This is a genomic window from Nostoc sp., assembly GCF_054880495.1.
Genome location: NZ_JBTYKD010000224.1, coordinates 24439 through 49107, shown reverse-complemented (window position 1 = coordinate 49107; position 24669 = coordinate 24439). Strand labels below are relative to the sequence as shown.

Sequence of the window (24669 nt, the reverse complement as noted above, 5' to 3'; positions counted from 1 at the left end):
GTAAGTGGGTCAAATTAAATATAAAACCTTACTCTGCCTCCGGCTTCCCTCTCCGAACTCACGGAGAGGGATTGAGGGTGAGGTTTTATCTTATAATTTAATTGTGCCTTCGTACTTATCTACGTTCCTTAGCCTATTAATCACGTAATCAAAATCTAGAAATTTCCCCGACCATAAACGGTAATGGCAAATGTCGCAAGTACCAAGGAATTGATATCTTGGAATAATAAAAAAGAATTAACGCTACTTCCATACATACCAGCATCACGCAAAATTTTGCTAACCAAATTAGGGATACACTCAGCAACGAGTCGGAAATAATGGTTTCCGTGCTGAAAGGCTGCGACGAGAAAGTAAAATTTCCAGTTTACCCAGAAAGCGATCGCAATATAACAATCCAGCATCGGCGGCGGAAGGCTATGAGTTAAATTTTCCAGGATTTACGTAAGGGCGATGTCTACGACGGGCTACGCCTACGCTAAAACTTGAACATATTTTCATTAAAAACATTTTTTAGCGACCAAAGATTAAAGGTTCCAAGAAGTCGTTACTTGCACCTTTGACATTAAAGTATATAGCTTCAATAATGTTTTTATGTAGAAATACAGACTTGTATAGGACTCCTATTTGATTTTTGCTAAATATACTGAGAGCCAAAACCTGATCCGGCTAGCTCTCAGTCAGTTTGGCTTTTAATAAATCAAATGCGATTGCTATATAAACTGACATTAATAGGGTTGCATTATGCTTTTATCGAATTCAACAACCAGCTTAAAAAGTCGCCAAACAAATAATAAAATCGGCACAGTTTTTTGGACTCATAGTAATATTGTGTTGCTCACGGGGTATTTAATCACTCTACCGATTTGTACATTGATAATTTTATCCTTCTTATTGCCCTTATTCACTACTAGCTTATTCGCTTCCATTGGAACCTCAAAACACTCTACATCGATTCCTTGGATAAATGATGCATCTGAATGTGAATATACTGGGAGAAACTGGCGCGATGGCAAGTGTTGGGATAATCAGCACAATCCCATGTTCTGAATGGATACCGCACAAAGAAGTTATGCAAAGAATCAGAACAATTGCTTAATTTGACAAAACAGGTTAATAGCCTGGGAATTAGATCAAAATGGATATGTAGCCTGTTGTTTGTCCAACCTTGAATCAACCTAACTTTGTGCGTAATCTGCAAGAAACTCACTTAAATCGCGCCCGTGCCAGTCTCAGACAAGCGCTGTCTTGGTATGGATATCTTCGTAAATCAGGACAGCTTTCATCTAACCCAGAATTGGTAGGTTTGGTGAAACCGGAATTGGAAGCTTTGAACGCCACACTCAACAAGCTGGATTCTAACGTGATTAGAATTGCCGCTTTTGGTTTGGTGAGTCGTGGTAAGTCAGCAGTTTTAAATGCCTTGCTGGGAGACAAGATTCTGCAAACTGGCCCTCTAAACGGTGTCACGCAATGGCCTCGTTCTGTCCGTTGGCAGCCAGGGGGTAAGGTGCTGGTAGAGTTAATTGATACTCCCGGATTAGATGAAATTGAGGGTGAGTCACGAGCGGATATGGCACGAGAAGTGGTACACCAGGCTGATTTGATTTTGTTTGTCGTGTCTGGTGATATCACGCGAACTGAGTATAAAGCACTGCTGGAATTGCGACAAGCACAAAAACCTTTGATTTTAGTGTTTAACAAGATAGATTTATACCCAGATACAGACCGGGGAGCGATTTACCAAAATTTACAACAACTGGGTGCAGGGAATCACGCCACATGCTCCACTTGGGGAAACCCCAGACGCTCGCAGACTCGCTACCGCTTCGCTATCGCTTTTAGCGTCTCCCCTTGGGAGAAGACCGCAGTGGCTCCCCAAGGAAAGCCTCTACTACCTGATGAAATTGTGATGGTGGCGGCGGAACCAGCACCAATGGAAGTACGGGTTGAGTGGTCTGACGGTCGTGTTAGTTACGAATGGGAGACACCACCACCGCAAGTAGATGAACTCAAAGAGACAATTCTGAATATTCTGAATCGAGAAGGGCGATCGCTTCTGGCTTTAAATGCACTGATCCAAGCACGGGATGCAGAAGCCGCGATCGCTCAAAAAACTATCGACTTACGCCAACAAGAAGCCGAAAATATCATTTGGCAATTTACCAAATATAAAGCTTTGGCAGTAATGCTCAATCCCATTGCTTTTTTAGATATCCTGGGCGGAACTGTTGCCGATTTGGCTTTAATTCGCGCTCTAGCTAGATTGTATGGTTTACCGATGACTAGCTACCAAGCCGGGAAAATTTTAAAAACGATTTTATTTAGTTCCGGTGGCTTGCTGCTCTTAGAATTAGGTAGTAGTTTAGTTTTGGGTTTGGGTAAGAGTACGGCGGCAATAACCAGTGCTGACAATCCCAGCAATATTACTGCCTTTGCTGGCAGTGCGATCGCTCAAGCTGGTATCGCTGGTTATGGAGCATACTCTGTTGGCAAAGCTGCTCAAGTGTATCTCGAAAAAGGCTGCACTTGGGGACAGTTGGGCGCTAGCAGCGTCATTCAAGAAATTCTTTCTCAAGTTGACCAGAACACAATTCTGTATCGTCTGCGACAGGAATTAGGGTTAGAGTTATAAGCTTTTTGAGTTGTGTTCGGAAAAGTTTCTATTAATACTTCCTGCCTTCTATACGGCGATGCGATCGCGCCAAAAAGGTAAAATATCCTTGAGCATATGCGTAGCCTGCCATAGGTAAAAACAGGATGTAGCGCTCCAGACAGGCGCATTTTCACCTAGCTTCAATGGAGCCACGCCGGAAAGGCGCGGTGTAACGTACCATTATATCATCAGGGGGTTCTACCCCCCGCCTTCAATTGTGGCTGTGCAAATTCTATCTCAAACCAATATCCCTTATCTGACGACTTTTGACCGTTGCCAGAATATCGTTGACGACGAAACGCTTGCGATTGCCAACGTGTAAGCTAATGTACCTTGCTTACCTCTGGGCAAAATATACCCTAGAGGATAAACAAGACCCAAATAAAAGAGAAGCATTTCAAGAAAAGTTAGAAGGATATTTAGAAGCCTCAAAAGCTAGCCCTGAGAAGCTACAAGTATGGTTTTGGGATGAAAGTGGATTTAGTATGAGAGTGATTAGACGTAAAAGTTGGGGGAAAAAAGGGCGGATAAAAAAAGTGACTGGAAAGAGGAGTAGAGGAAAAGTGAATGTCATGGGTGGTATCAGATACCATGATAAAAAAAGAAGGTGTTATTTCATTGAAAAGGGGAATTCAATCAGCTTTTATGAGCAGATTAGAAATTTCTATACAGAACTAAAAAATGAGTGGGTAAATCAAGGAAATATAGAAATTGATTTTGATAGCCAGGGAGCCAAGATAATCATTGTGCTTGATAATGCCAGCTATCATAAAAAGAAAGAGATTTTAGAAAAAATAGAGCAAGAAATGCCTAATATACAACTTTATTTTTTGCCTCCTTATAGCCGTGATTTTAATTTAGCTGAATTAGTTTGGCATTCGGCAAAAGAATATATCGCACATCGTTTATTTAAATCAGTGCAAGATTTGCATGATTTGTTAGATAGATTGCTCAACCAGGATGAACTAATTATTAAATGGAATAGAAAAGTTAAGAATAAGGGTAACGTTATTATTGCAAGTTAAATGTCCTACAGCTTACAACCATAGCATGGAAACAAAACTTAGTGTATAAAATAAATTACCTTTTGACAGCAAACCAATTTTGATAAGTTTTACTTATTTTTAGCCAGATGCAGAGTTAAAGGCAGTCGTTGTTTAAGTCCCAATATAACGAAGGGTAAAAAATTCTTGAGCGATCGCCATTCCTCTCTAACATCAAGCTATCATCATATATTGGGGAATTTCCGTGCGTAACTCAGTAGCATCTATGACCGCTTCTCACTCTGAAACTCCATCTCCCAAACCCGACGCGAGTACTTTTATTTCCGACCATCGACAGGTAGACCGCACCAAGCTAAGTCAAATGTACCTCCACTATGTCGAGACGAAGGATAAATATCCTCACGCCGTATTGCTGTATCGGGTAGGAGATTTCTTTGAATGCTATTTCCAAGATGCTGTAAAACTAGCGCAAGAATTGGAATTAGTCCTGACTAGTAAGCAAGCTGGAGAACAGGGACGAGTGGCGATGTCTGGTGTTCCGCACCACGCATGGGAACGCTACGCGACGCTATTAGTAGAAAAAGGCTATGCAGTAGTAATTTGCGACCAAGTGGAAGATGCTTCGGAAGCTGCTGGTAGATTGGTGCGGCGGGAAGTAACGCGCATCCTAACCCCCGGCACTTTGCTGGAAGAGGGAATGCTGAAATCAAGTCGCAATAATTACTTAGCAGCAGTAGTAATTGCCGTAAATCATTGGGGTCTAGCTTATGCAGACATCTCCACAGGGGAATTTCTCACAACTCAAGGCAGTGATTTAGAACATTTGACACAGGAATTAATGCGCTTGCAACCTTCAGAGGTGTTAGTTCCAACAAATGCGCCCGATTTAGGTAGTTTGCTGCGTCCGGGAGAAACTTCGCCACATCTTCCCGATTGTTTGCCACGATCATTTTGTTATAGTTTGCGATCGCAAGTTCCTTTTTCCCAAGCCGAAGCTAGACCAAGATTATTGCAGAAATTTAAGGTGCGATCGCTCGAAGGACTTGGTTGTGATCATCTTCCCCTCGCCGTCCGTGCAGCTGGCGGTCTTCTAGAATACTTGGAAGATACTCAAAAAGAAAACCCAGTTACCCTTCAAAGACTCCGCAGCTACACTGTTACCGACTACTTAATTGTTGACAATCAAACCCGCCGTAACCTGGAAATTACTCAAACCGTCCGGGATGGCACTTTTCACGGTTCCCTACTCTGGGCGTTAGATAAAACTAGTACAGCAATGGGTGGGCGGGCTTTGCGGCGGTGGTTATTGCAACCACTACTCGATATTAAAGGTATTCGGTCGCGGCAAGATACCATCCAAGAATTGATGGAAAATACGCCCCTGCGTCAAGATTTGCGGCAGTTGTTACGGCAAATTTATGACCTAGAACGCTTGACGGGAAGGGCGGGTTCTGGTAGAGCGAATGCTAGAGATTTAGTAGCTTTGGCAGATTCCCTCTCACGCTTACCAGAATTATCCAGCTTATTAACTGAGTCGCGTTCTCCCTTCCTCAAAGCTTTGCAGAAATTCCCAAGTGTGTTGGAAGAATTAGCACAAAAGTTACACGCGCATCTAGTCGAGTCGCCACCCATACAAATCAAGGAGGGCGGATTAATTCGCCCTAGTGTGAATTCCCTGTTGGATGAAAGAAAGGCGACTGTACAAGCAGATCAGCAATGGATTGCCAATTTAGAAGTTGATGAGAGGGCTAAAACGGGAATTTCGACACTGAAGGTAGGATTTAACAAAACTTTTGGTTATTATATCAGCATTTCCCGCACAAAATCTGACCAAGTACCCGCTAATTATATTCGCAAGCAAACCCTGACCAATGAGGAACGTTACATTACCCCAGATTTGAAGGAACGAGAAGCGCGAATTCTCACAGCGCGGGATGATTTAAATCAGTTGGAATATGAGATTTTTACGGTGTTGCGGGAAGAGGTAGCACAAGAGGCGGAGGTAATTCGCAATCTGTCTCGTGCAGTGGCGGCGGCGGATGTGTTGTGTGGTTTAGCTGAGTTGGCGGTGCATCAAGGTTACTGTCGTCCAGAAATGTTGTCAGGAAGGGAGATAAACATTGCTGATGGGCGTCATCCAGTGGTGGAACAGTCTTTACCTGCGGGTTTCTTTGTGCCGAATTCGACTCAATTGGGAGAAGAGTCATTAGTTATTAGTCATACCCTGCGGGAAGGCAAAGCGCCTATGTCATTAGCAGATGACCAAGGACAAAGGACAAATGACAATCCTGATTTAATCATCCTCACTGGCCCAAACGCCAGTGGCAAAAGTTGTTATTTGCGTCAGGTGGGATTGATTCAGTTAATAGCGCAGATTGGTAGTTTTGTACCAGCTAGGTTTGCCAGATTGGGAATATGCGATCGCATTTTCACCCGTGTAGGTGCAGTAGATGATCTTGCAACTGGTCAATCTACATTCATGGTGGAAATGAATGAAACGGCAAATATTCTCAATCATGCCACATCTAGGTCGCTGGTGTTATTAGATGAAATTGGCCGTGGGACAGCGACATTTGATGGTCTTTCTATAGCTTGGGCGGTGGCGGAATATATAGCAGTGGATATTCGGGCGCGAACGATTTTTGCTACTCATTATCATGAATTGAATGAACTGGCCAGCATTTTGCCGAATGTGGCTAACTATCAGGTGACAGTCAAAGAATTACCTGATCAAATTATCTTTTTGCATCAAGTCCAACCGGGAGGTGCTGATAAATCTTATGGGATTGAGGCGGGACGGTTGGCGGGTTTGCCTGCGGTGGTGATTCAACGGGCAAAACAAGTTATGGGGCAAATTGAAAAACACAGTAAGATTGCGATGGGGCTGCAAAATCTGGATTGAATGGCTTTGAAACGCCTTATGGGATGGAATTATTAGCGACAGTCCACTGGGTTGCCACCAAACACCCCAACCCAGCAAAAGATAGTGAAGAAGCGATCGCTCTTGTGCATAAATGGAGCAATGCCTGCGGCAACCCCTTCGGTGTACGTAAACGCAAGTTATTTAAACCCGAACATATTCGGAAAGCTTGGCAACGCTTAGGTGAACAAAACTGCTTAGTATCCTAACTTAAAGGAGCAGGAGAGTTGCAAAGTACTTGAAATATTGTTAGTATTTATAGTTAAAATTGCACAAAAGGTTTATTTAGCATCTACTAAAATAGGACTTACGCACAAGAGATCCCCCAACCCCCTTAAAAAGGGGGCTTTTAAGGTTCTCCCCTTTTTAAGGGGGGTTAGGGGGGATCTAGGTTTCAGGTTTTGAGTGCGTAAGTCCTGTAAAAGCTAAAGTTGACCCTTTGCAGGACTCCCGTAACCGATGCTGACTGAAATTTTGCCTTTCCGCTTTGAGTTAGACACGATCGCGATCGCCGGAGCGAGTTTGTGGTCGTTGGCGCTATATCTAGGTTTTTCCAGAGTCAGTGAATGGGTAATCGAGCAACTCAATCGCTGGTTTAACTTTGCGGAGCGATCGCTTTACACCAGCCAGTCAGAATTTGAAAAGACTCGTAAAGCTAGAGAATCCCAAAACGCTTTCTATGCCTCATTATTTAGCATCGCGCCTTTTTTGGTAATTGGCGCTTTATTGAACTGGGGTTTGGAAATTAGTTTAGGTGATAGCTGGGGAATTAGTACAGGTATATTAGCTTGTATGTCCGCCGGCATTTATGAACTTGGGCGAAGAGATGGAGAATCTTCTGATTAAATTCATGCACCTTCAACAATAACTATTTCCTCATCAGTTAATGCATAGAGTTCAGACACCAATTGATTTATTTGTCTATCTGTGGCTTGAATTTGTTGTTGAATTCTTTTTTTTGCTGGCGGTGTTTGTGCTTCATTTAGTTGTTTATGGAGTAGAAGCATTTGTTCAACAAGTTGAATTATTTGATTATGAATGTTTTTTCTTGAGAATTGGAAAAATCAATCAGCCGAATTGGTAATTGTTCAATAAACTGAGTAAAAAAGCGAAAAAAGCCTCCTCGCATTGTGGTACTAATATTCTTAAAATAAAAATCTAAAACCTTACTGTATTTTTATCTTTTTTATTGGGATTTTGAAGATATTGAAGAGTAAAAATGAGCAATGAGTTGAATAATACTAGATGGTGCGGTCATAATTAGTCCTTAAAATGGTTGAATTAAGCGATTAATCGCTCATTACAAACCAATTTTATTTTACCTTAATTATAATTTTCAAAATTTATCAATTTCTTCCCTGACCAAAGTTGCTAATTTTTGCGCGGCACCGCTTTCACCACGAATATTACGGAGTTTAGCGCGGATCTTAGCCAATTTTTCGGGATTGGCTAATAAGTCTAAAACCATTTCCCCAACTTCTTGCGGTTGAAGTTTACCCATAAGTTCTGGGACTATCTCTTCCTGTGCCCAGATATTTGGCCATGCTAATAAACCTTTGCGTCTCACAAATCTTAGAAATAGCCAATTAATCACCTTAGCAAAGGGCGTACCTACCCCTGGCAGATTTGCCAACAACCCAGGTAAACCATCCCAAGAACGCATAGCGTCAAGTTGCTGTGTTGGCAGCAAAACAATCATTGGTACTCCTAAAGCACCGAGTTCAGCAGTGTTTGCCCCCACTGTAGTCAAGCAAATGCAGCACTGGGATAATAAGTGATATGCAGGGTTTTCTGGCCACAGTTCCACAGTTAAACCCGTTGTTGTTTTGAGCAATGCTTTGCTTTTAGCATCCTCGGGGACAATTAAGGAAGCACCACTAAAGCCAAAGATTTCAGCAATAGAGTTCTTTTGGGGATCGGCAAAACTAGCTAAAGTTTGTAAATCCAAAGTTGGGGCTACAGGAATCACAAATTTCGTTTGCGATCTTTTTGTCTGGATGTATTCGGCGATCGCTAAACATAATGGCACTCCTTGGGCTAATTTTGCCGCCTTTGACCCAGGTAAAATGCCTATTAGTTCGGTCATTTGTCCTTTGTCCTTTGCCAAAGACGAATAACTAGTAGCTTCTACCATCAAATCTCCGACAACGGTGAATTTGTGAGCATATTTCTGGGGAACACGGGCAGAAACTTCGGTTTTCATCACGCCAAAGCGATCAATCCAGTTATGCCAACGGGCTGACCATTCGGCGTAAACCACTGTGCGATATCCGAGTTTTTTGCCTATGACTACCGGGAAAATTTGATCACCACCGAGGAAAACAACTACACCGCAACTTCTCCAGTCCCAGTTCTCAAATGTTTTGCCCGAAAGCAAAAATTGCCAAAAATGCTCTGCTCCCTGAACTCTATCTATTTCTGGGTAAGAAAGAGCGATCGCAGCTTCTTTACCACTGGCATTTGAGCAAGGTGATAATACCACAGAAATCCTCACCACAGAACGATCATCCCCTAGTTCTTGCCGCAACGCCTTCACTACTGGACGCACCCAGGTTGTTACCTCACCTGGGCCATTTGAAAGGATCAGAATATCTACTTGAGTCATCAGACAAGAGGCAAATATTACCTAATTCGTTCCTATGTTATAGGTATATACTGTAGCTTATTGATGAGATTTAATAACCTGTTCCACATTTAATATGCATAGAGTTAGCAGTCAGGATGCAGTTCAATCCTGGATTTTGAATGCTTGAATTTTGAATTGCTTATCTCTGGTCTAAATGCCTAGCCTCAAACTATCGCTCACTGGACTGCAAATTGTCAAACAAGCTCGTCAGGAAAAAGGTTGGACGATTGATAATCCACTTTGGCTGGAGGCTGCAAGTTAAATTCTCGAACCTGGCCGTGACTGGGAAAATACAGAAGTATTTGCTGCCCGGAGTAGGATTGTATAATGCGATTCCCAATGCATTAGGAGTAATTCCGTCGAATGTCAACCAATCTTGGATTGTTGCGGGTGATAGTCTCTACAGTGCTGACTTACTCAAACCAGATAAAGGTCTATCGCTACAGCAAATCCAACGTCTGGCATTTGCGATCGCATGGCATCCCTTAAATGATATTAACTCCTTGTTTATACACCAAGCTCAAACCCTCTGGAAAATCGATCCAAATGATATTACCTGGCGAAGCGCCACCAGCTATGACGCAGTATTGGTCTTAAGTAAAGCCTTGAGGCTAAGTCCTACCCGCATCGGCATTCAGAAAACACTTGCAATGGCTCAATTCTCGGTTACAGGCGCAACGGGAGTTATTCAATTTCAGGGGAGGTAGCCCTGATTATGAAATTTTGAAATCAAATCAATAAATAATTGGTATTTACCAGAGTAAGCAGATATGTTCAATGCCACTGAAATTTTAATTGATGCCTTCGTAAATGAAATTCGAGAAGGCTACCGTCGCACCTATGGCTGCTTCAAAAATGATTATCAGGACATTATCGCCTGGGCTGGTAACATGGCTTTGGAAAACATTGCTAATAGCGACGCCCTTTATCACAATGTTGAACACACTGTCCTTGTCACCCTAGTCGGGCAAGAAATCTTACGTGGCAAACACATTAGAGAAGGCGGTATTTCCAGTGAAGATTGGTTGCATTGCATCATTTCCTTGCTGTGTCATGATATTGGCTACGTTAAAGGAGTTTGCCGACAAGATCGAGAAACAGCAGGCTTATATGCCACAGGTAAAAATGGCAGAATGATTTCTGTAGCTTCTGGCGCTTCTGATGCCAGTCTCACATCGTATCATGTTGATAGAGCCAAGCTGTTTATTGATGAGCGTTTTGGCGGTCACAAGTTAATAGATGCTGAGGCAATTAAGATCAATATTGAATTGACTCGATTTCCCGTGCCTGCGGCAGAAGATCAGCAAGAGACAAAGTGCTTTGCCGGATTAGTACGTGCTGCTGATTTGATTGGGCAACTAAGCGATCCGCGTTACTTGAAAAAAATTACTTCTTTATTTTACGAGTTTGAAGAAACTGGTGTAAATAAAGTTTTGGGCTATAAAACCCCTGCGGATTTACGGAATAACTACGCTAAGTTTTACTGGAATGGCGTCTATCCCTATATCCAAGAGGGACTGCATTATCTATCACTGACACAACAGGGAAAACAAATTCTCGCTAATCTCTACTCAAATGTGTTTGTTGTAGAACACGAAAAACAACAGCAAGAACAGCAGCGCTATTTATAAAAGTTAGGAGTCGGGAGTTTGGAGAGACGCGATTAATCCCGTCTATACAGGAGTAGGGAGTTTGGAGAGACGCGATTAATCGCATCTGTACAGGAGTAGGGAGAGACGCGATTAATCGCGTCTGTACAGGAGTAGGGAGAGACGCGATTAATCGTGTCTATACAGGAGTAGGAAGAGACGCGATTAATCGCGTCTGTACAGGAGTAGGGAGTTGGGAGTTGGGAGTTAAGAATTATTAATCATGAATGAGTTATGAATTAAGATAAAACTTTGATAAGGGACTTGCAAGAAATAAATTATCTATCTTGTGGGGCGGGTGGGGATATACCCATCCCACAAAAAAATTTGAGATGTTTTTTATTTGGAAGTCCCTAACTCATAACTTATAACTCCTAACTCCTAACTACTAAGAACTATGGATTGGTGGCGACGACTGAAGAAAAATCCTTTGGCACGATTTGGGGCAATTTTGCTGTTAGTTTTCTACATAGCAGTAATTGCAGCTGATTTCGTGGCTCCTTATGATCCCTATGCTTCACAAGCTAATGGTTCACTGCTGCCACCAACTAAGATACACTGGGTTTCTCAGTCAGGGCAGTTTATCGGGCCTCATGTTTATCCGACGACTCAGGGAGACACGAATTTAGAAACAGGCGATCGCCAACTCATTGTAGACTTTAAAAAGCCCTCACCCCTGCGTCTATTTGTCTCCGGTGCAGAATACCGATTGTTGCAGATGAGTTTGCCATTACCCCCGAAGTGGGATGAGGTCACAATCTTTGCTGGTATCCCTTTAAATTGGCATTTATTTGGGACAACAAGTGGCACAAAATTCAACATCTTCGGCACTGATGACCAAGGCCGCGACCAATTTAGTCGCCTACTACATGGGGGTCGCATCAGTATGTTTATCGGGATTTTTGGCATTATCATTACCTATCCCCTCGGTTTGCTCATCGGGGGAATTTCTGGTTATTTCGGCGGTGTGACTGATAGCGTGATTATGCGCTTGGCAGAAGTGCTAATGACCTTCCCTAGTATTTATCTTTTGGTGACTTTGGGAGCAGTCTTGCCAGCTGGTTTAAGCAGTACCCAGCGCTTTTTGCTGATTGTGGTGATTACTTCGGTGATTAGCTGGGCTAGTTTAGCACGGGTCATTCGGGGACAGGTACTATCAATTAAAGAGCGAGAATTTGTCCAAGCTGCGCGTGCAATGGGTGGGAACCCAATTTATATCATCATCCGCCACGTTTTACCGCAAACGGCTAGTTATGTAGTTATCTCTGCGACTCTTGCAATTCCCAGCTTTATTGGTTCTGAGGCAATACTGAGTCTCATCGGCTTGGGAATTCAACAACCAGATCCATCTTGGGGAAATATGCTTTCTCTGGCTAGCAATGCTTCAATTTTAGTACTGCAACCTTGGTTAATTTGGCCGCCGGCTGTGCTGATTATCCTCACAGTGCTAGCATTCAACTTACTCGGTGATGGGCTGAGAGATGCCCTCGACCCGCGTAGTTTGCGGAGATAAGCCCTTAGAATAGCAAATATTCCGGCGTAGCCAACCGTAGGCGATCGCTGAAATAACAAATGCTCCGGCATACCCAGCCATAGGCGATCGCTGAAATAGCACCAACAGAATTGTTGACGGTAGTTTCTACTTTAACTTGGATGTTGGATGGTAATTTCAGTCTTCTGTTTAAAAACGAAAGGGAGTATTCGTTTTATGGCTTACAGCAAGTTTAGTTTAGCTAAAGCAAAACAAGAATTTAGTTTAACCACATTAGAAAAACGCGATATTTTCGCTGCTGTTCCTGAATTAACAGCGAGTAATTTACTTGCAGAAACACTCAATTATAACCTGGAGATCGCTTTAGGGAGTAATAGTGAAAAAGCTCGTTCTGAGTTAATTATTGCTCCAATTTTAGTTGATTTACGCCGACAATTACACGAACAAGTTAGTTTATTTTCTGGAGTAGATTTTACTGTCGACAATAGCAAAGCATTAAACGGCACTTGTGATTTTATTATTACTAAATCTCCAGAAATTCTAATTTTGACAGCACCAGTAATTACAGTTGTAGAAGCTAAAAAAGAAAATATAAATGGGGGTTTGGGTCACTGTGCGGCGGAAATGGTAGCAGCCCAAATTTTTAATGAGCAAGCTGCAAGTGAGATTAAAACAATTTACGGAGCAGTCACAACGGGCAGTATTTGGCAATTCCTCAAACTAGAAGCACAAACATTGACCATTGATTTAAGCGAGTATTATCTCAAAGATGTGAATAAAATTCTTGGGATTTTAGCCAGTGGTATTTCAATACGGTTCGGATAAGGTTTTTTCATGACAGATTCTAGATCACAAAGACGCGATAAATCGCCGTCTTTACAATAATCAGTGCTTTGTAGAGACGGCGATTTATCGCGTCTCTTGCCTTAACCGAACCGTATTGAGTGGTATTTCTCAAGAAATTTAACAAAATGTCCAACAGATTAATAACGAATTCGCGGATCTACATAAGCATTTAAAATATCAATCAAAATGCTGGCACTCACAACGATCGCACCAAAAAACACCAGCACTCCTTGAACTGTAGGATAATCGCGATCGGCGATCGCTTGATACAATCGATTGGCTAACCCAGGCCAAGAAAATGTCACTTCGGTCAAAATCGCCCCACCCAACAGAGACGCAAAAGTTAATCCCAAGACTGTGATCACTGGGATTAGGGCATTCTTTAAGGCATGGGAGGCTAAAATCTTATTTTCACCAATACCTCTGGCTCTAGCGGCTTCTACATAATCTGCTTGCAAGGTTTGTTTTAAATTCACTCTTACAATTCGCTCAAAAATCCCACTGAGCAAAATTCCTAGTGTGAGACTCGGTAACGCAAGATGGTGCAAAGATGTGAAAAATTGGGTAAAGTTTCCACCGAGTAAGCTATCAATTGTATACAATCCTGTTACAGTCGTGGGAGCCGGAAGATTAGGCGGAAAGCGATTGGAATTAGGAAACCAACCCAATTGGACTGAGAAAATCAACTGCAAAAGCATTCCCGCCCAAAACATGGGGAGTGCGTAGGTGATGATACCAAATAAGCGCCCCCCGACATCAAAATATGTTCCAGGACGGGAAGCCGAAAGAGTCCCAACCGCAATTCCGACGATGAGTGCAACGGCCATACTAAATACTGCTAACTCCACCGTCGCCGGGAAATATTGCGCAATTATGTCCCAAACATTCTCTCCGCGACTCATTAAAGAGGTTCCCAAATCAAAACGCAGTATGCTTCCCAAATAGTTTAGGTACTGTAGCCACAGAGGAAGGTTTAAACCTAGTTGTTTTCGCAATTCTTCTTTAGCTGCTTCTGGCGCACGTCCACCGAGAATTGCATCTGCTGGATCTCCTGGTGTTGCTCTTAGTAAGAGAAATACAATGGTGATAATCGTTAATAGCTGAAGTGGCGCGAGAAGCAATCGAGAAACAATGTAATATTGTAAAGCTTTAGAGCGAGACATATTTAGTTAGGAGTTAAGGTGAATTATTGAGGCGATCGCTTGTCTTACCTCTAATTTATCTAAAGGCTTTTGATTCCGGTTTAATACCAGATAACTTACTACACTACCCTCAGCTGCGATCGCTTGCCGCTTAATTGTTAACTCATACTCGCCTGTAGTTTTTGCCGAATCTACTATATCAGCTAGTAAGAATGAGGGTTTTCCTTTATTTTCAATAAAGCGCTGGATGGTAAACGCCATTGCTTTAGCATTGAAGGGAGTTCCATCGTGATAAACGACTCCCTGACGTAACGGAATGGTATAAGTTAAGCCATCTTGACTGACTTTCGGTAATGCTGTAGCTAGCTGGGGCTTAATTTCTGTGCTTCCTGATTCGTAGGTGTAGAGGCGATCGCTCATATTAAACACCAAACCTAAAGATGCTAACTCATAAGCATCAGCCGGATCAAGGGTTCTTGGCTTTGCTCATCACCTGTAGGGCTATTTACAGAACCGGATGGTGGCGTAGCTGGCTGTGGACGAAGAGCGCAACTAACAACTAATAATAAACATAGACAGAACAAAGATAAGAATTGTGTAATTCTACCCCACCGTTTCACGGACAAGGAAAACCAGGTCATAGAGTTAAATTTTATGTAATGATCGGTCAGTGATTATACTATATCTTCGCTAGTTTTATAGCATTTATTACAATTAATTACTAATGTGCCCACTTTTGATACAGGGTTTTGCTCTAATAAATAGATATATTTGAGATTATTAAATGAAAATACTTAGAAAGTTGTGATAGTTGATTCTCTTAAATGCTAACTATAGTATGTAGAATTTTGCCATACATTAAGTTTAATACTATCTTTTGATGCGTAGAGTTAAGAGAACAGTACTTTAATATAAAAAATTCTTTTCCCTTATATCGTTCGCCTTTAAAGTTATCTTTTTTTCTTTTTCCATTTTTTTGATCATCGGTTCTATTAATTGTATAATTTCATTCTTTGTCGTGTATTTCCAATGCCCAGTCATATAGTTCTCTAATTGCATCGCTATTATCATAAGTTATAAGAAATTTGATTCTTTTGCAAAGTTGACAAAAGAATCAAATTAGTAGGTTGAGATCAGATGTTATGAACTTGTTATTTTTTCTACTGAGTCATCTGATGTAAATAATGATTTTTGCTATTAAAACGTGGACACTAAATTAGATAGCCTTAATTTAAAATATTATTAGTTATACATTAACAAATCAGATATGTACGATATGGTAAATAGCAAATAGAAAGTCCAAACAGTGAGACTAAGATCGTGAAGTATTTCTTTCTATCTGAGGGATGGACAGTTGCTAGAGTCTGGGCATCTGATGGACTATGGCAAATAACTGCATGGCGACGCCAACCAGATATTCAGCAAATGAATATTTGTTTAGTCGAACAAAACGAATTGCTATGGCTTTATCGAGTTGAAGAAGCCATTTTAACCGTAGAAGTCAAGCCAACAACACCAGTAATTGCCAGTAAAGCCATAGGCCAAGTAGTACTCAAGCGTCTGATGAGTGCTGAACAGGTAATTGAACGCCTGGGTACGGCTGAGGCGAAGTGTCAATTGCAAAATATCCAGTTGGTGGTTTAGTAGGGCATTGGGCGTGGAAAAGAGACAAGGGAGAGACTTGTTCAATAATTCCCCCTTGTCTCTCCTGGTAAAGAAAATATAAGCAAATTTAATCCCCGACTAGTGATTGGTAGCGAAAAAACTTTCAGATGCTACGCGATCGCATCAATTTACACGCTTGCAAACAATTCCATCAATAGTTACACTTTTTAAAACATTCTCATTTTTGCTTAGGCGATGGCTACCCTACGGGGTAAACCTCCCAAAGCGAGTAAGCATTGCCAAAACACCTACGCTGTCTGACTTTTAAGATTAAGCTGTGGTAAGACTCTGGCTCTGGCAATAACAAAAAACAAGAGAGAGTTTTCTGAGTGACGGCTTTCGTCTCTCAGAACCTCAGTAAGAAAATTGCTTTGTAAACTAACTCATAGAGGAGGAGCGTAGTCAATGGGACTACCCTGGTATCGAGTACATACAGTCGTTCTGAATGATCCAGGTCGGCTGATTTCTGTACACCTCATGCACACAGCCTTAGTAGCAGGCTGGGCTGGTTCGATGGCACTCTACGAACTGGCTGTTTTTGACCCTAGCGATCCGGTTCTCAACCCGATGTGGCGTCAAGGGATGTTCGTACTGCCCTTCATGTCACGTTTGGGTGTTACCCAATCTTGGGGTGGTTGGAATGTTACTGGTGGTCCAGCAATTGATCCTGGCTTCTGGTCATTTGAAGGCGTTGCTGCCGCTCACATTGTTCTTTCCGGTCTTTTGTTCCTAGCCGCCGTATGGCACTGGGTTTACTGGGATTTGGAACTCTTTAGAGATCCCCGCACTGGTGAACCCGCCCTAGACTTGCCAAAGATGTTTGGCATTCACCTGTTCTTATCTGGTCTACTTTGTTTTGGGTTTGGTGCTTTTCACCTCACGGGACTGTTTGGTCCAGGGATGTGGGTTACTGACCCCTACGGTATAACTGGTGCCGCGCAAGCAGTAGCACCGGAATGGGGCCCAGATGGTTTTAACCCATATAACCCTGGTGGGATTGTGGCTCACCACATTGCCGCTGGTGTTGTTGGTATTATTGCAGGCTTATTTCACCTGACAGTCAGACCCCCGGAACGGCTCTACAAAGCCCTGCGGATGGGGAACATTGAAACAGTACTTTCTAGCAGTATTGCAGCAGTCTTCTTTGCTGCTTTCGTTGTTGCTGGTACTATGTGGTACGGTAACGCCGCCACACCCATCGAATTATTTGGCCCTACCCGCTATCAATGGGATCAAAGCTACTTCCGTCAGGAAATTGATCGTCGCGTTCAAACTAGCGTTGCTGAAGGCGCAAGCCTAACGGCAGCTTGGTCGCAGATTCCAGAAAAGCTGGCTTTCTACGATTACGTCGGCAATAGCCCCGCCAAAGGCGGTCTATTCCGTACAGGTCCGATGGTCAAAGGTGATGGCATTGCCCAGTCTTGGCAAGGTCACGCCGTATTCAAAGATTCTGAAGGACGGGAATTGACCGTGCGTCGTCTCCCCAACTTCTTTGAAACCTTCCCAGTGATTTTGACTGATGCAGATGGAATTGTCCGCGCTGACATTCCTTTCCGTCGGGCAGAATCTAAGTATAGCTTTGAGCAATCTGGTGTCACCGTTAGCTTCTATGGTGGCGATCTGAATGGTAAGACCTTTACAGAGCCAGCCGATGTGAAGAAGTATGCTCGTAAGGCTCAAGGCGGTGAAATCTTTGAATTTGACCGGGAAACCTTGAACTCTGATGGTGTATTCCGCACCAGTCCTAGAGGTTGGTTTACCTTTGGACATGCTGTATTTGCTCTGCTGTTCTTCTTTGGTCATCTCTGGCATGGCGCTCGGACAATCTACCGAGACGTATTTGCTGGTGTTGATGCCGATCTAGAAGAACAAGTTGAATGGGGTCTATTCCAGAAAGTGGGTGACAAGTCAACCCGCCGGAAGGAAGCTCTCTAATTTAAGTGCTGAGTTATCAGTGCTGTGTTTCGAGTTAAGGCTCTGACTCAGCACTCAGCACGGGCGAAACGCCCCGCTACCGCTAACAGCACTCATAACTTTAATTACTGGCTAGATAGGCAGAAAATCGTAATATGGAAAGCGTTGCGTACATCTTGATTTTTACACTCTGTATAGGTACTATCTTTTTTGCGATCGCATTTCGCGAACCCCCTCGTTTTGAGAAAAAAGATAAGTAGATCCTATTCCCAGACCTTTAAGCGGATTTAATATTAATATCCGTTGCTACCAAGGATAGTAGTAACGGATATTATTATATTTGTCCTTTGTTGGTTCTAACTACTAAGTAAATAACCAATCATTTTAAGATTGTGATATAATTTCCGATCTTTGGACTAGATATGTGTTAATACTAGCTTTTCTGCGCTAGGATGAAAAAGGTCTTAAGTGTAAGCTGCCATAAAAGCGCTTGCATAAGACATCGCGCTTATCGCCCAAACTTTACGGAGACTAGAACCAGGAACAAATTAGCATGGTCAATCAGAATTTAACCGCTACAGAAATTGGATTCACTCACGAAGATTTCGCTGCTCTACTTGACAAATACGATTATCATTTTAGCCCTGGTGATGTTGTACCAGGAACAGTATTCAGTATAGAGCCGCGCGGCGCTCTGATTGACATTGGTGCTAAAACCGCAGCATATATACCTATACAAGAAATGTCTATTAACCGGGTAGATAGCCCGGAAGAAGTTTTACAGTCAAACGAAACGCGGGAATTTTTCATCCTTACCGATGAAAACGAAGATGGACAATTAACCCTTTCCATTCGCCGTATTGAATATATGCGGGCTTGGGAGCGCGTGCGACAGCTGCAAGCAGAAGATGCTACTGTACGTTCTGGCGTATTTGCAACCAATCGCGGCGGAGCATTAGTACGGATTGAGGGATTACGTGGATTCATCCCAGGTTCCCACATCAGTACCCGCAAACCTAAAGAAGAATTGGTAGGCGAGGATCTGCCATTGAAATTCCTAGAGGTGGATGAAGAACGTAATCGCCTAGTTCTATCTCATCGTCGGGCGTTGGTTGAGCGCAAGATGAACCGCCTAGAAGTCGGCGAAGTAGTAATTGGTACTGTTCGTGGCATCAAGCCATACGGTGCTTTCATCGACATCGGTGGCGTCAGTGGTCTACTGCACATTTCTGAGATTTCCCACGAACATATTGATACGCCTCACAGCGTGTTCAATGTCAATGATGAACTGAAAGTTATGATCATTGACTTGGATGCGGAAAGGGGTCGGATTTCCCTATCTACCAAGCAGCTAGAACCCGAACCCGGCGACATGATTAAAAACCGGGATTTGGTTTACGATAAGGCAGAAGAAATGGCTGCTAAGTATCGTGAACAGCAGTTAGCCAAGCAGCAAGGTGCTACTGCTGCGCCGGCTGCACCTGCGGAAGTTGTAGCAGACGAAGAAATAGAAGTTCCACCAGCAGCAGAACTTGACGAACAAATTCCAGTAGTTGCGGAAATTGAAGAAGAGATTCCAGCAGCGACGGAGACTGAAGAAGAAATTCCAGTAGTTGCGGAAATTGAAAAGGAGATTCCAGCAGCGACGGAAACTGAAGAAGAAATTCCAGTAGCTATTCAAGAGTAATACATTTATAGCTTTACTTGTCTTTAAGTAAGAGTATCACATCATGTTATAAAGAGGGTTTTTCCCTCTTTTTTTCTGTGGAGAATCAGTAAAAGTTAAGAGTTAAAGATTGTGGCAACCATTAAATGTAGAAATATCATTTTTAATAATATCCAGGCAATTTTGTTTGACAAAAACGGTACTCTAGAAGATTCTGAAACGTATTTGCGATCGCTCGCACAAAAAGCAGCAAGATTAATAGATGCTCAAATCCCTGGAACTGGGGAACCCCTATTAATGGCATTTGGTGTCAATGGCAATCTTCTAGATGTGGCAGGTTTAATATCAGTAGCAAGCCGCCGTGAAACAGAAGTTGCGGCTGCGGCATATATTGCCGAAACTGGTAGCGGTTGGTTTGAGTCCTTAAAAATAGCCCGTCAAGCTTTGGATGAAGCGGAAAAATACATTGGACAAACTCCTTCACCACTGTTTGTGGGTAGCTTAGAAGTTTTGAAATCCCTGCAAGAAGGCGGACTAAAACTCGGTATCCTGTCAGCTGCGACAACTGAGGAAGTACGTAAGTTTGTCGCTAATCACCAATTAAGTGATTATATCCAGTTGGAAATGGGAGTCGATGAGGGACCGAGTAAACCAGATCCAGTGCTATTTTTGCAGGCTTGCCAAGCTTTGAAAGTCGAACCAGGAGCTACATTGATGGTAGGTGATTCAGTTGGTGATATGCAAATGGCGCGTAATGCTAAAGCCGCAGGTTGTATTGGTATCACTTGGGTAGGTAAGTCAGATAATGTCCGAGGTGCAGATGTGGTGATTAATCAACTTGATGAAATCCAGATTTTAGAGGATTAATTTATAAGCAAAATATTTTGCCGATATCATACTAATTCTGATATGTCAAGTTAAAGATGGTAGGATATTAATTGCTCCTCACAGTTGCTAAACAAGCCATGCAAAACACAGAAACGACGTTAAAACTGCGCCTGTGGACAGTAGAGGAATACCACCGGATGGCTGACGCTGGGATTTTTAGTGCAGATGAACGAGTGGAACTCCTAGAAGGAAAGATTATCTGGATGATTGCAAAAGGGACAGCCCATAGGTCAGCAGTGGGAAGAACAGACTACTTACTGAAAAATAGGTTAGGAAATCGGGCTTGGGTATCCATTCAAGACCCAGTAAAGTTAAATGAACGGTCTGAACCAGAACCGGATATTGCTGTCGTTAAAGTAGATCTACTGGACTATGCAGACCACCATCCTACCCCTTCTGAAGTTTATTTAATTATTGAGGTAGCAGATAGCAGCTTTAAACTAGACTGTGAAACTAAAGGAAAAGCTTACTCAAAGGCGGGAATTATAGATTATTGGGTGGTAGATGTGATTGGCCGGCAATTGCACGTCTTTCGAGAACCGGCTGAGGATGGCTATCAAAGTCAAGTAATTGTAGAGGCAGATGGGATTATTTCACCTGTACAGTTTCCTGATTTAAGCATTGCAGTTTTGGAAATGTTACCACTGTTGAGAGTAACTTAGAGGATGTTTGAAAAGTCCTCTTGTCGGTAGCAAAAGGTTCTAGATCCCCCTTCTTAAGGGGGACTTTGATTCCGGTTCCCCCCTTTTTAAGGGGAGCCAGTGCGTTGGGCGGCTCCCCCGACTTGTTCGCGCAGCGTCTCCCCTTGGGAGAAGCACCTGGCGTGGGTTAGGGGGGATCTGAAAGTGCCTAAACTTACAGTTAAACACTTTTCAAACAACCTCTTAGGTAAAAAGGAAAATATTTGTCAGCTACTGATAAAACTTATTCTGGATAACGCCAAATTTCAGTTGTGCCAACTTGTTCAAACATAGGCCAAAAAACTGGGTATAGAACTCTGTTACTTCCCTTCATATTCACCAAAACTTAATTTGATATTCACCAAAATTTAACTTGATTGAACACTTTTTGTGCTATGTCAGAAATGAATGCTTGTATTCAAAATACTATACCGACTTTGATGATTTTAAGTTAGCGATGCCTAGATTGGGCTGCGCCTACGCTAATTGTATTGCCACTGCTAAAAAATAAAAGCTGGATACGTTGCTAGCTGTCAATTTCCCATCTTTTAAAAAAGTCTAGGTTTTAGCCAACCCTTCTTTTAACTTTATAAAAAATGAGCTAATCGTCAGCTATTAGTTAATTTGTGTAAATAATTACAAAACATATCTCTTTGGAGAGATTCAATGTAGTTATCATGTTACAGTATGATTGTTAACAGCTTCTTATTATGTCAATTCTTACAGCAGTTTTCATGTATTTGAACCACATCTGTCGTAGGCACAGCATGCTGTGCCCCTACCGCGTGGTCTATTTACCTGAAAATAGTTGTAAATAAATAAAATACGCTGATAAATAATTTAGGAGCCAGAAAATAAATTCATTATTTGTTATTATTTTCTGTCTCCCTTAACCAAAGCGTATTGCAGACAAATAAGAATTGGTATAAATCCCCAAACCCCAAAGAGGCTGCTGGGTTAAATTCCTTTGTTTAGAAGTGTCTTAGGGAATTTTCAGTTGCAGCTAATGTCCAGAGGCAATTACAGGTTTTAGCGGAGTCCTTGTATGAAGATTTTAACTGCTTTTATTTCCAGTTTGACGCTAGTAAGTTTAAATGTTGTGGGTTTGTCTCAGGTACAGGCTCAACCAGTAGGATTTCAGTTTGAAAAAGTTCCAGTAACTCTTTTTGGAAATGGTTGCCCAGCCGGAACAGCAGAGGGAATTTTGAATGGAGATACTCTTTCAATAACATTTTCTGAGTTTGAAGCTTTAGCTGCACCTCCTAAGGTTGTATCAAAATCCTGCAATCTGCGGATCGGTCTGAATGTACCTTCTGGATTGAACGTTCAGCCAATTAACATCAAGTATATTGGCTTTGCAGATGTGCCTCAAGGAGGCAGTGCTGACGTAAATGTTAAAGTACTCTTTCAAGGTCAACAAATTCCAACTATCAATAATCCAAACGCAACGTTTAAGCCTAACTTCTCAGATGTTTGGAGCAAAGATGTAGGTATTATATTAGGGACAATAAATGCCTGTAAGAACCCAGTGAGTTCGATTTTTGGTATCAATACCAATCTGACCGCAAGAGCTAGAGGTATACCTGTAAATCAAGAAACTCAAATCAGAATTGATACAATCGACACCACAATCGGTCCTGTATTGTTCCAAATCAAGTTTGGTTTTAAACCTTGTTAGGTTTTTTAAATGCAGAGTAAGTTTTGCATTTAGTTTTTTATAAAAGCTGAACCCTCTAAAGCTGCTTTATCAACTTCTGGAAAGATTTCTTGCAATCGCTCTGAAGAAATCTTTGACTATCTGTCTTCAGAAATAGTATTGGCAACAAAATAGCAATTCTTAAATAAATGAAATACGCTAATAAATAATTTAATAGTCAGAAATGCCTTTTTTTTCCTATTTCTGTCTACCTTAACTAGAGCCTATTAAACACAATTAAGAATTGCTATAAATCCCCAAAACCTAGAGAGGCTGCTGGGGAAATTCCTTTGTTTAGAAGTATCTTAGGGAATTTTCAGTTGCAGCTTAATGTACACAGGAAATTACACATTTTCGCGGAGTGATTGGATGAAAATTTTAAGTGGTCTGATTTCCAGTTTGACGCTACTGAGTTTAAATGTTCTGGGTTTGTCTCAAGTACAGGCTCAATCACAAGAAGGATTTGAGTTTCAAAAAATTCCGGTAACTCTTGTAGGAAATGGTTGTCCACGGGGAAAAGCACAGGGAATTTTGAATGGAGATACTCTTTCAATAACATTTTCTGATTTTGAAGCTTTAGCTTCACTTCCTAAGGTTGTATCAAAATCCTGCAATCTGCGGATCGGTCTGAATGTACCTTCTGGATTGAACGTTCAGCCGATTAATGTCAAGTATATTGGCTTTGCAGATGTGCCTAAAAAAGGCAGCGCTGACCTGAACGTTAAAATACTCTTTCAAGGTCAAGAAGTTCAAACTAACGATAATCCAAACGCAACGTTTAAGTCAGGTTTCTCAGATGTTTGGAGCAAAGATGTAGATATTACATTAGGCACAATAAATGCATGTAATAAACCAGTGAGTTCGATTTTTGGCATCAATTCAACTCTGACGGCAAGAGCTAAAGATATATCTGTAAATGAAGAAACCCAAATCAGAATTGATACAATTGACACAACAATTGGTCCTGTATTGTTCCAAATAAAGTTTGATTTTACTCCTTGTGTTACAAATCAAACTTGATTTTAATCCTTGTGAGGTTTCTTAAATGCATAGTTAAGTTTTGCATTTAGTTTTTCTACAAAAGCTAAACTCTCTAAAGCTGCTTTAGCAACTTATCGGAAGATTTCTTCCAATCGTTCGGAAGAAATCTTTGACTGTCTGTGTTTAGGAATAGTATTGACAACAAAGCTGATAAACTCTCCTTATTTAATTATGAAAGTCTTAAGCACTCTTGTTTCTAGTTTGACGTTACTGAGTTTAAATGTTGTAGGTTTATCTCAGGTACAGGCTCAATCACAAGGATTTCAGTTTCAACAAGTTCCAGTAACTCTTTTCGGAAATGGCTGCCCGTCGGGAAATCCCCAACCAAGTTTGAAAGGAGATACTCTGTCTGTAAATTTACCTCAATTTCAGATTACAGCTTTAGCTCCTAAGGTTGTATCAAAATCTTGCAATTTGAGAATTGGTCTGAATGTGCCTAAGGGGTACAAAGTTAAGCCCATTAACATCAGGTATGTTGGCTTTGCAAATGTGCCTAAGGGAGGCAGTGCTGACCTAAAAGTTACATTAGTGTTTCAAGGCAAAAATGTTCCAAATTCTAGTAATGATCCAAACCCAAATTTCCCGTCTGGCTTTTCAAATGGATGGGTAAAAAATGTAGCTATTACACCAGATGCAATAAACGCGTGTGCTAACCCAGTGAATTCGGTTTTCGGCATCAACACAACTTTGATAGCACGTGCCAGAGATGTAGTTGCGGGGCAGCAAACCAAAATTCTAATTGATCGTGGCTATCAAATTAAGTTTACTTTTACTCCTTGTTAGG

General features: G+C 41.9%; 23 protein-coding genes and 1 pseudogene. 19 read left to right on the top strand and 5 right to left on the bottom strand.

Translation table 11 applies throughout. The annotated features are described in order from the left end of the window. Positions 1 to 155: 155 nt before the first annotated feature. Positions 156 to 404, bottom strand: a complete 249-nt coding sequence (locus ACYTXL_RS21385; protein ID WP_461926485.1) for a hypothetical protein — start codon at positions 402 to 404, stop codon at positions 156 to 158. Between the two features lie 340 nt (positions 405 to 744). Between ACYTXL_RS21385 and ACYTXL_RS21380 the strand changes: the two genes are divergently transcribed. The 6 genes from ACYTXL_RS21380 to ACYTXL_RS21355 all read left to right on the top strand — a co-directional run bounded on the left by ACYTXL_RS21380 (position 745) and on the right by ACYTXL_RS21355 (position 7426). Further along, complete coding sequence (locus tag ACYTXL_RS21380) at positions 745 to 1050, top strand: hypothetical protein (protein ID WP_461926484.1); 306 nt, start codon at positions 745 to 747, stop codon at positions 1048 to 1050. A 136-nt stretch (positions 1051 to 1186) separates the two neighbouring features. Continuing rightward, the gene (locus ACYTXL_RS21375; protein WP_461926488.1) at positions 1187 to 2635 is read left to right on the top strand and encodes a GTP-binding protein; all 1449 of its coding nucleotides are present in this window, start codon (positions 1187 to 1189) and stop codon (positions 2633 to 2635) included. Positions 2636 to 2982: 347 nt separating this feature from the next. Beyond that, the gene (locus ACYTXL_RS21370) at positions 2983 to 3681 is read left to right on the top strand and encodes an IS630 family transposase (protein WP_461926483.1); all 699 of its coding nucleotides are present in this window, start codon (positions 2983 to 2985) and stop codon (positions 3679 to 3681) included. 244 nt (positions 3682 to 3925) lie between these two features. Continuing rightward, positions 3926 to 6562 carry a DNA mismatch repair protein MutS gene (gene mutS, locus ACYTXL_RS21365; RefSeq protein ID WP_461926482.1) on the top strand — a complete coding sequence of 879 codons (2637 nt, stop codon included), beginning with the start codon at positions 3926 to 3928 and terminating at the stop codon, positions 6560 to 6562. Continuing rightward, a complete protein-coding gene (locus ACYTXL_RS21360; RefSeq protein ID WP_461926481.1) occupies positions 6559 to 6789 on the top strand; it encodes a hypothetical protein in 231 nt (76 codons plus the stop codon). The genes mutS and ACYTXL_RS21360 overlap by 4 nt, the downstream gene beginning before the upstream one ends. Before the next feature lie 250 nt (positions 6790 to 7039). Beyond that, positions 7040 to 7426, top strand: a complete 387-nt coding sequence (locus ACYTXL_RS21355; RefSeq protein WP_461926480.1) for a hypothetical protein — start codon at positions 7040 to 7042, stop codon at positions 7424 to 7426. A gap of 2 nt (positions 7427 to 7428) precedes the next feature. On the opposite strand, the gene ACYTXL_RS21350 is transcribed toward ACYTXL_RS21355, so the two are convergent. Continuing rightward, the gene (locus ACYTXL_RS21350) at positions 7429 to 7587 is read right to left on the bottom strand and encodes a hypothetical protein (protein ID WP_461926479.1); all 159 of its coding nucleotides are present in this window, start codon (positions 7585 to 7587) and stop codon (positions 7429 to 7431) included. Between the two features lie 329 nt (positions 7588 to 7916). Continuing rightward, complete coding sequence (locus tag ACYTXL_RS21345) at positions 7917 to 9185, bottom strand: glycosyltransferase family protein (protein WP_461926478.1); 1269 nt, start codon at positions 9183 to 9185, stop codon at positions 7917 to 7919. 299 nt (positions 9186 to 9484) lie between these two features. Here ACYTXL_RS21345 and ACYTXL_RS21340 point away from each other — a divergent pair, with 299 nt between their 5' ends. The 4 genes from ACYTXL_RS21340 to ACYTXL_RS21325 all read left to right on the top strand — a co-directional run bounded on the left by ACYTXL_RS21340 (position 9485) and on the right by ACYTXL_RS21325 (position 13172). Beyond that, a complete protein-coding gene (locus tag ACYTXL_RS21340; protein ID WP_461926477.1) occupies positions 9485 to 9913 on the top strand; it encodes a hypothetical protein in 429 nt (142 codons plus the stop codon). Between the two features lie 63 nt (positions 9914 to 9976). Continuing rightward, positions 9977 to 10837: an Npun_R2479 family HD domain-containing metalloprotein gene (locus ACYTXL_RS21335; RefSeq protein ID WP_461926476.1), complete on the top strand. Its 861-nt coding sequence runs from the start codon at positions 9977 to 9979 to the stop codon at positions 10835 to 10837. A 415-nt stretch (positions 10838 to 11252) separates the two neighbouring features. Next, positions 11253 to 12368, top strand: a complete 1116-nt coding sequence (locus ACYTXL_RS21330; protein WP_461926475.1) for an ABC transporter permease — start codon at positions 11253 to 11255, stop codon at positions 12366 to 12368. Positions 12369 to 12563: 195 nt separating this feature from the next. Next, a complete protein-coding gene (locus ACYTXL_RS21325) occupies positions 12564 to 13172 on the top strand; it encodes a hypothetical protein (protein WP_461926487.1) in 609 nt (202 codons plus the stop codon). A gap of 158 nt (positions 13173 to 13330) precedes the next feature. Here ACYTXL_RS21325 and ACYTXL_RS21320 read toward each other — a convergent pair whose 3' ends face one another. Both ACYTXL_RS21320 and ACYTXL_RS21315 read right to left on the bottom strand, forming a co-directional pair. After that, the gene (locus ACYTXL_RS21320) at positions 13331 to 14356 is read right to left on the bottom strand and encodes an ABC transporter permease (protein WP_461926474.1); all 1026 of its coding nucleotides are present in this window, start codon (positions 14354 to 14356) and stop codon (positions 13331 to 13333) included. 30 nt (positions 14357 to 14386) lie between these two features. After that, a pseudogene (locus ACYTXL_RS21315) lies at positions 14387 to 14976 on the bottom strand (ABC transporter substrate-binding protein); the annotation flags it as partial. A gap of 679 nt (positions 14977 to 15655) precedes the next feature. Between ACYTXL_RS21315 and ACYTXL_RS21310 the strand changes: the two are divergent. The 9 genes from ACYTXL_RS21310 (at position 15656) to ACYTXL_RS21270 (ending at position 24668) form a co-directional block, all read left to right on the top strand. After that, positions 15656 to 15979, top strand: coding sequence for a hypothetical protein (locus tag ACYTXL_RS21310; RefSeq protein WP_461926473.1), 324 nt, complete (start codon positions 15656 to 15658; stop codon positions 15977 to 15979). Between the two features lie 426 nt (positions 15980 to 16405). Next, positions 16406 to 17935, top strand: coding sequence for a photosystem II chlorophyll-binding protein CP47 (gene psbB, locus ACYTXL_RS21305; protein ID WP_461926472.1), 1530 nt, complete (start codon positions 16406 to 16408; stop codon positions 17933 to 17935). A gap of 134 nt (positions 17936 to 18069) precedes the next feature. After that, positions 18070 to 18174 (top strand): photosystem II reaction center protein T, encoded by a 105-nt coding sequence (locus ACYTXL_RS21300; RefSeq protein ID WP_292763946.1) that lies wholly within the window; start codon positions 18070 to 18072, stop codon positions 18172 to 18174. A gap of 293 nt (positions 18175 to 18467) precedes the next feature. Beyond that, the gene (locus ACYTXL_RS21295; RefSeq protein ID WP_461926471.1) at positions 18468 to 19601 is read left to right on the top strand and encodes a 30S ribosomal protein S1; all 1134 of its coding nucleotides are present in this window, start codon (positions 18468 to 18470) and stop codon (positions 19599 to 19601) included. Between the two features lie 111 nt (positions 19602 to 19712). Further along, positions 19713 to 20447 carry an HAD family hydrolase gene (locus ACYTXL_RS21290; RefSeq protein WP_461926470.1) on the top strand — a complete coding sequence of 245 codons (735 nt, stop codon included), beginning with the start codon at positions 19713 to 19715 and terminating at the stop codon, positions 20445 to 20447. A gap of 98 nt (positions 20448 to 20545) precedes the next feature. Beyond that, a complete protein-coding gene (locus tag ACYTXL_RS21285; protein WP_461926469.1) occupies positions 20546 to 21130 on the top strand; it encodes a Uma2 family endonuclease in 585 nt (194 codons plus the stop codon). 1063 nt (positions 21131 to 22193) lie between these two features. Next, positions 22194 to 22826 (top strand): DUF4360 domain-containing protein, encoded by a 633-nt coding sequence (locus ACYTXL_RS21280; RefSeq protein ID WP_461926468.1) that lies wholly within the window; start codon positions 22194 to 22196, stop codon positions 22824 to 22826. Between the two features lie 387 nt (positions 22827 to 23213). After that, positions 23214 to 23864: a DUF4360 domain-containing protein gene (locus ACYTXL_RS21275; RefSeq protein WP_461926467.1), complete on the top strand. Its 651-nt coding sequence runs from the start codon at positions 23214 to 23216 to the stop codon at positions 23862 to 23864. A 156-nt stretch (positions 23865 to 24020) separates the two neighbouring features. Next, a complete protein-coding gene (locus ACYTXL_RS21270; RefSeq protein ID WP_461926466.1) occupies positions 24021 to 24668 on the top strand; it encodes a DUF4360 domain-containing protein in 648 nt (215 codons plus the stop codon). Position 24669: the final 1 nt, after the last annotated feature.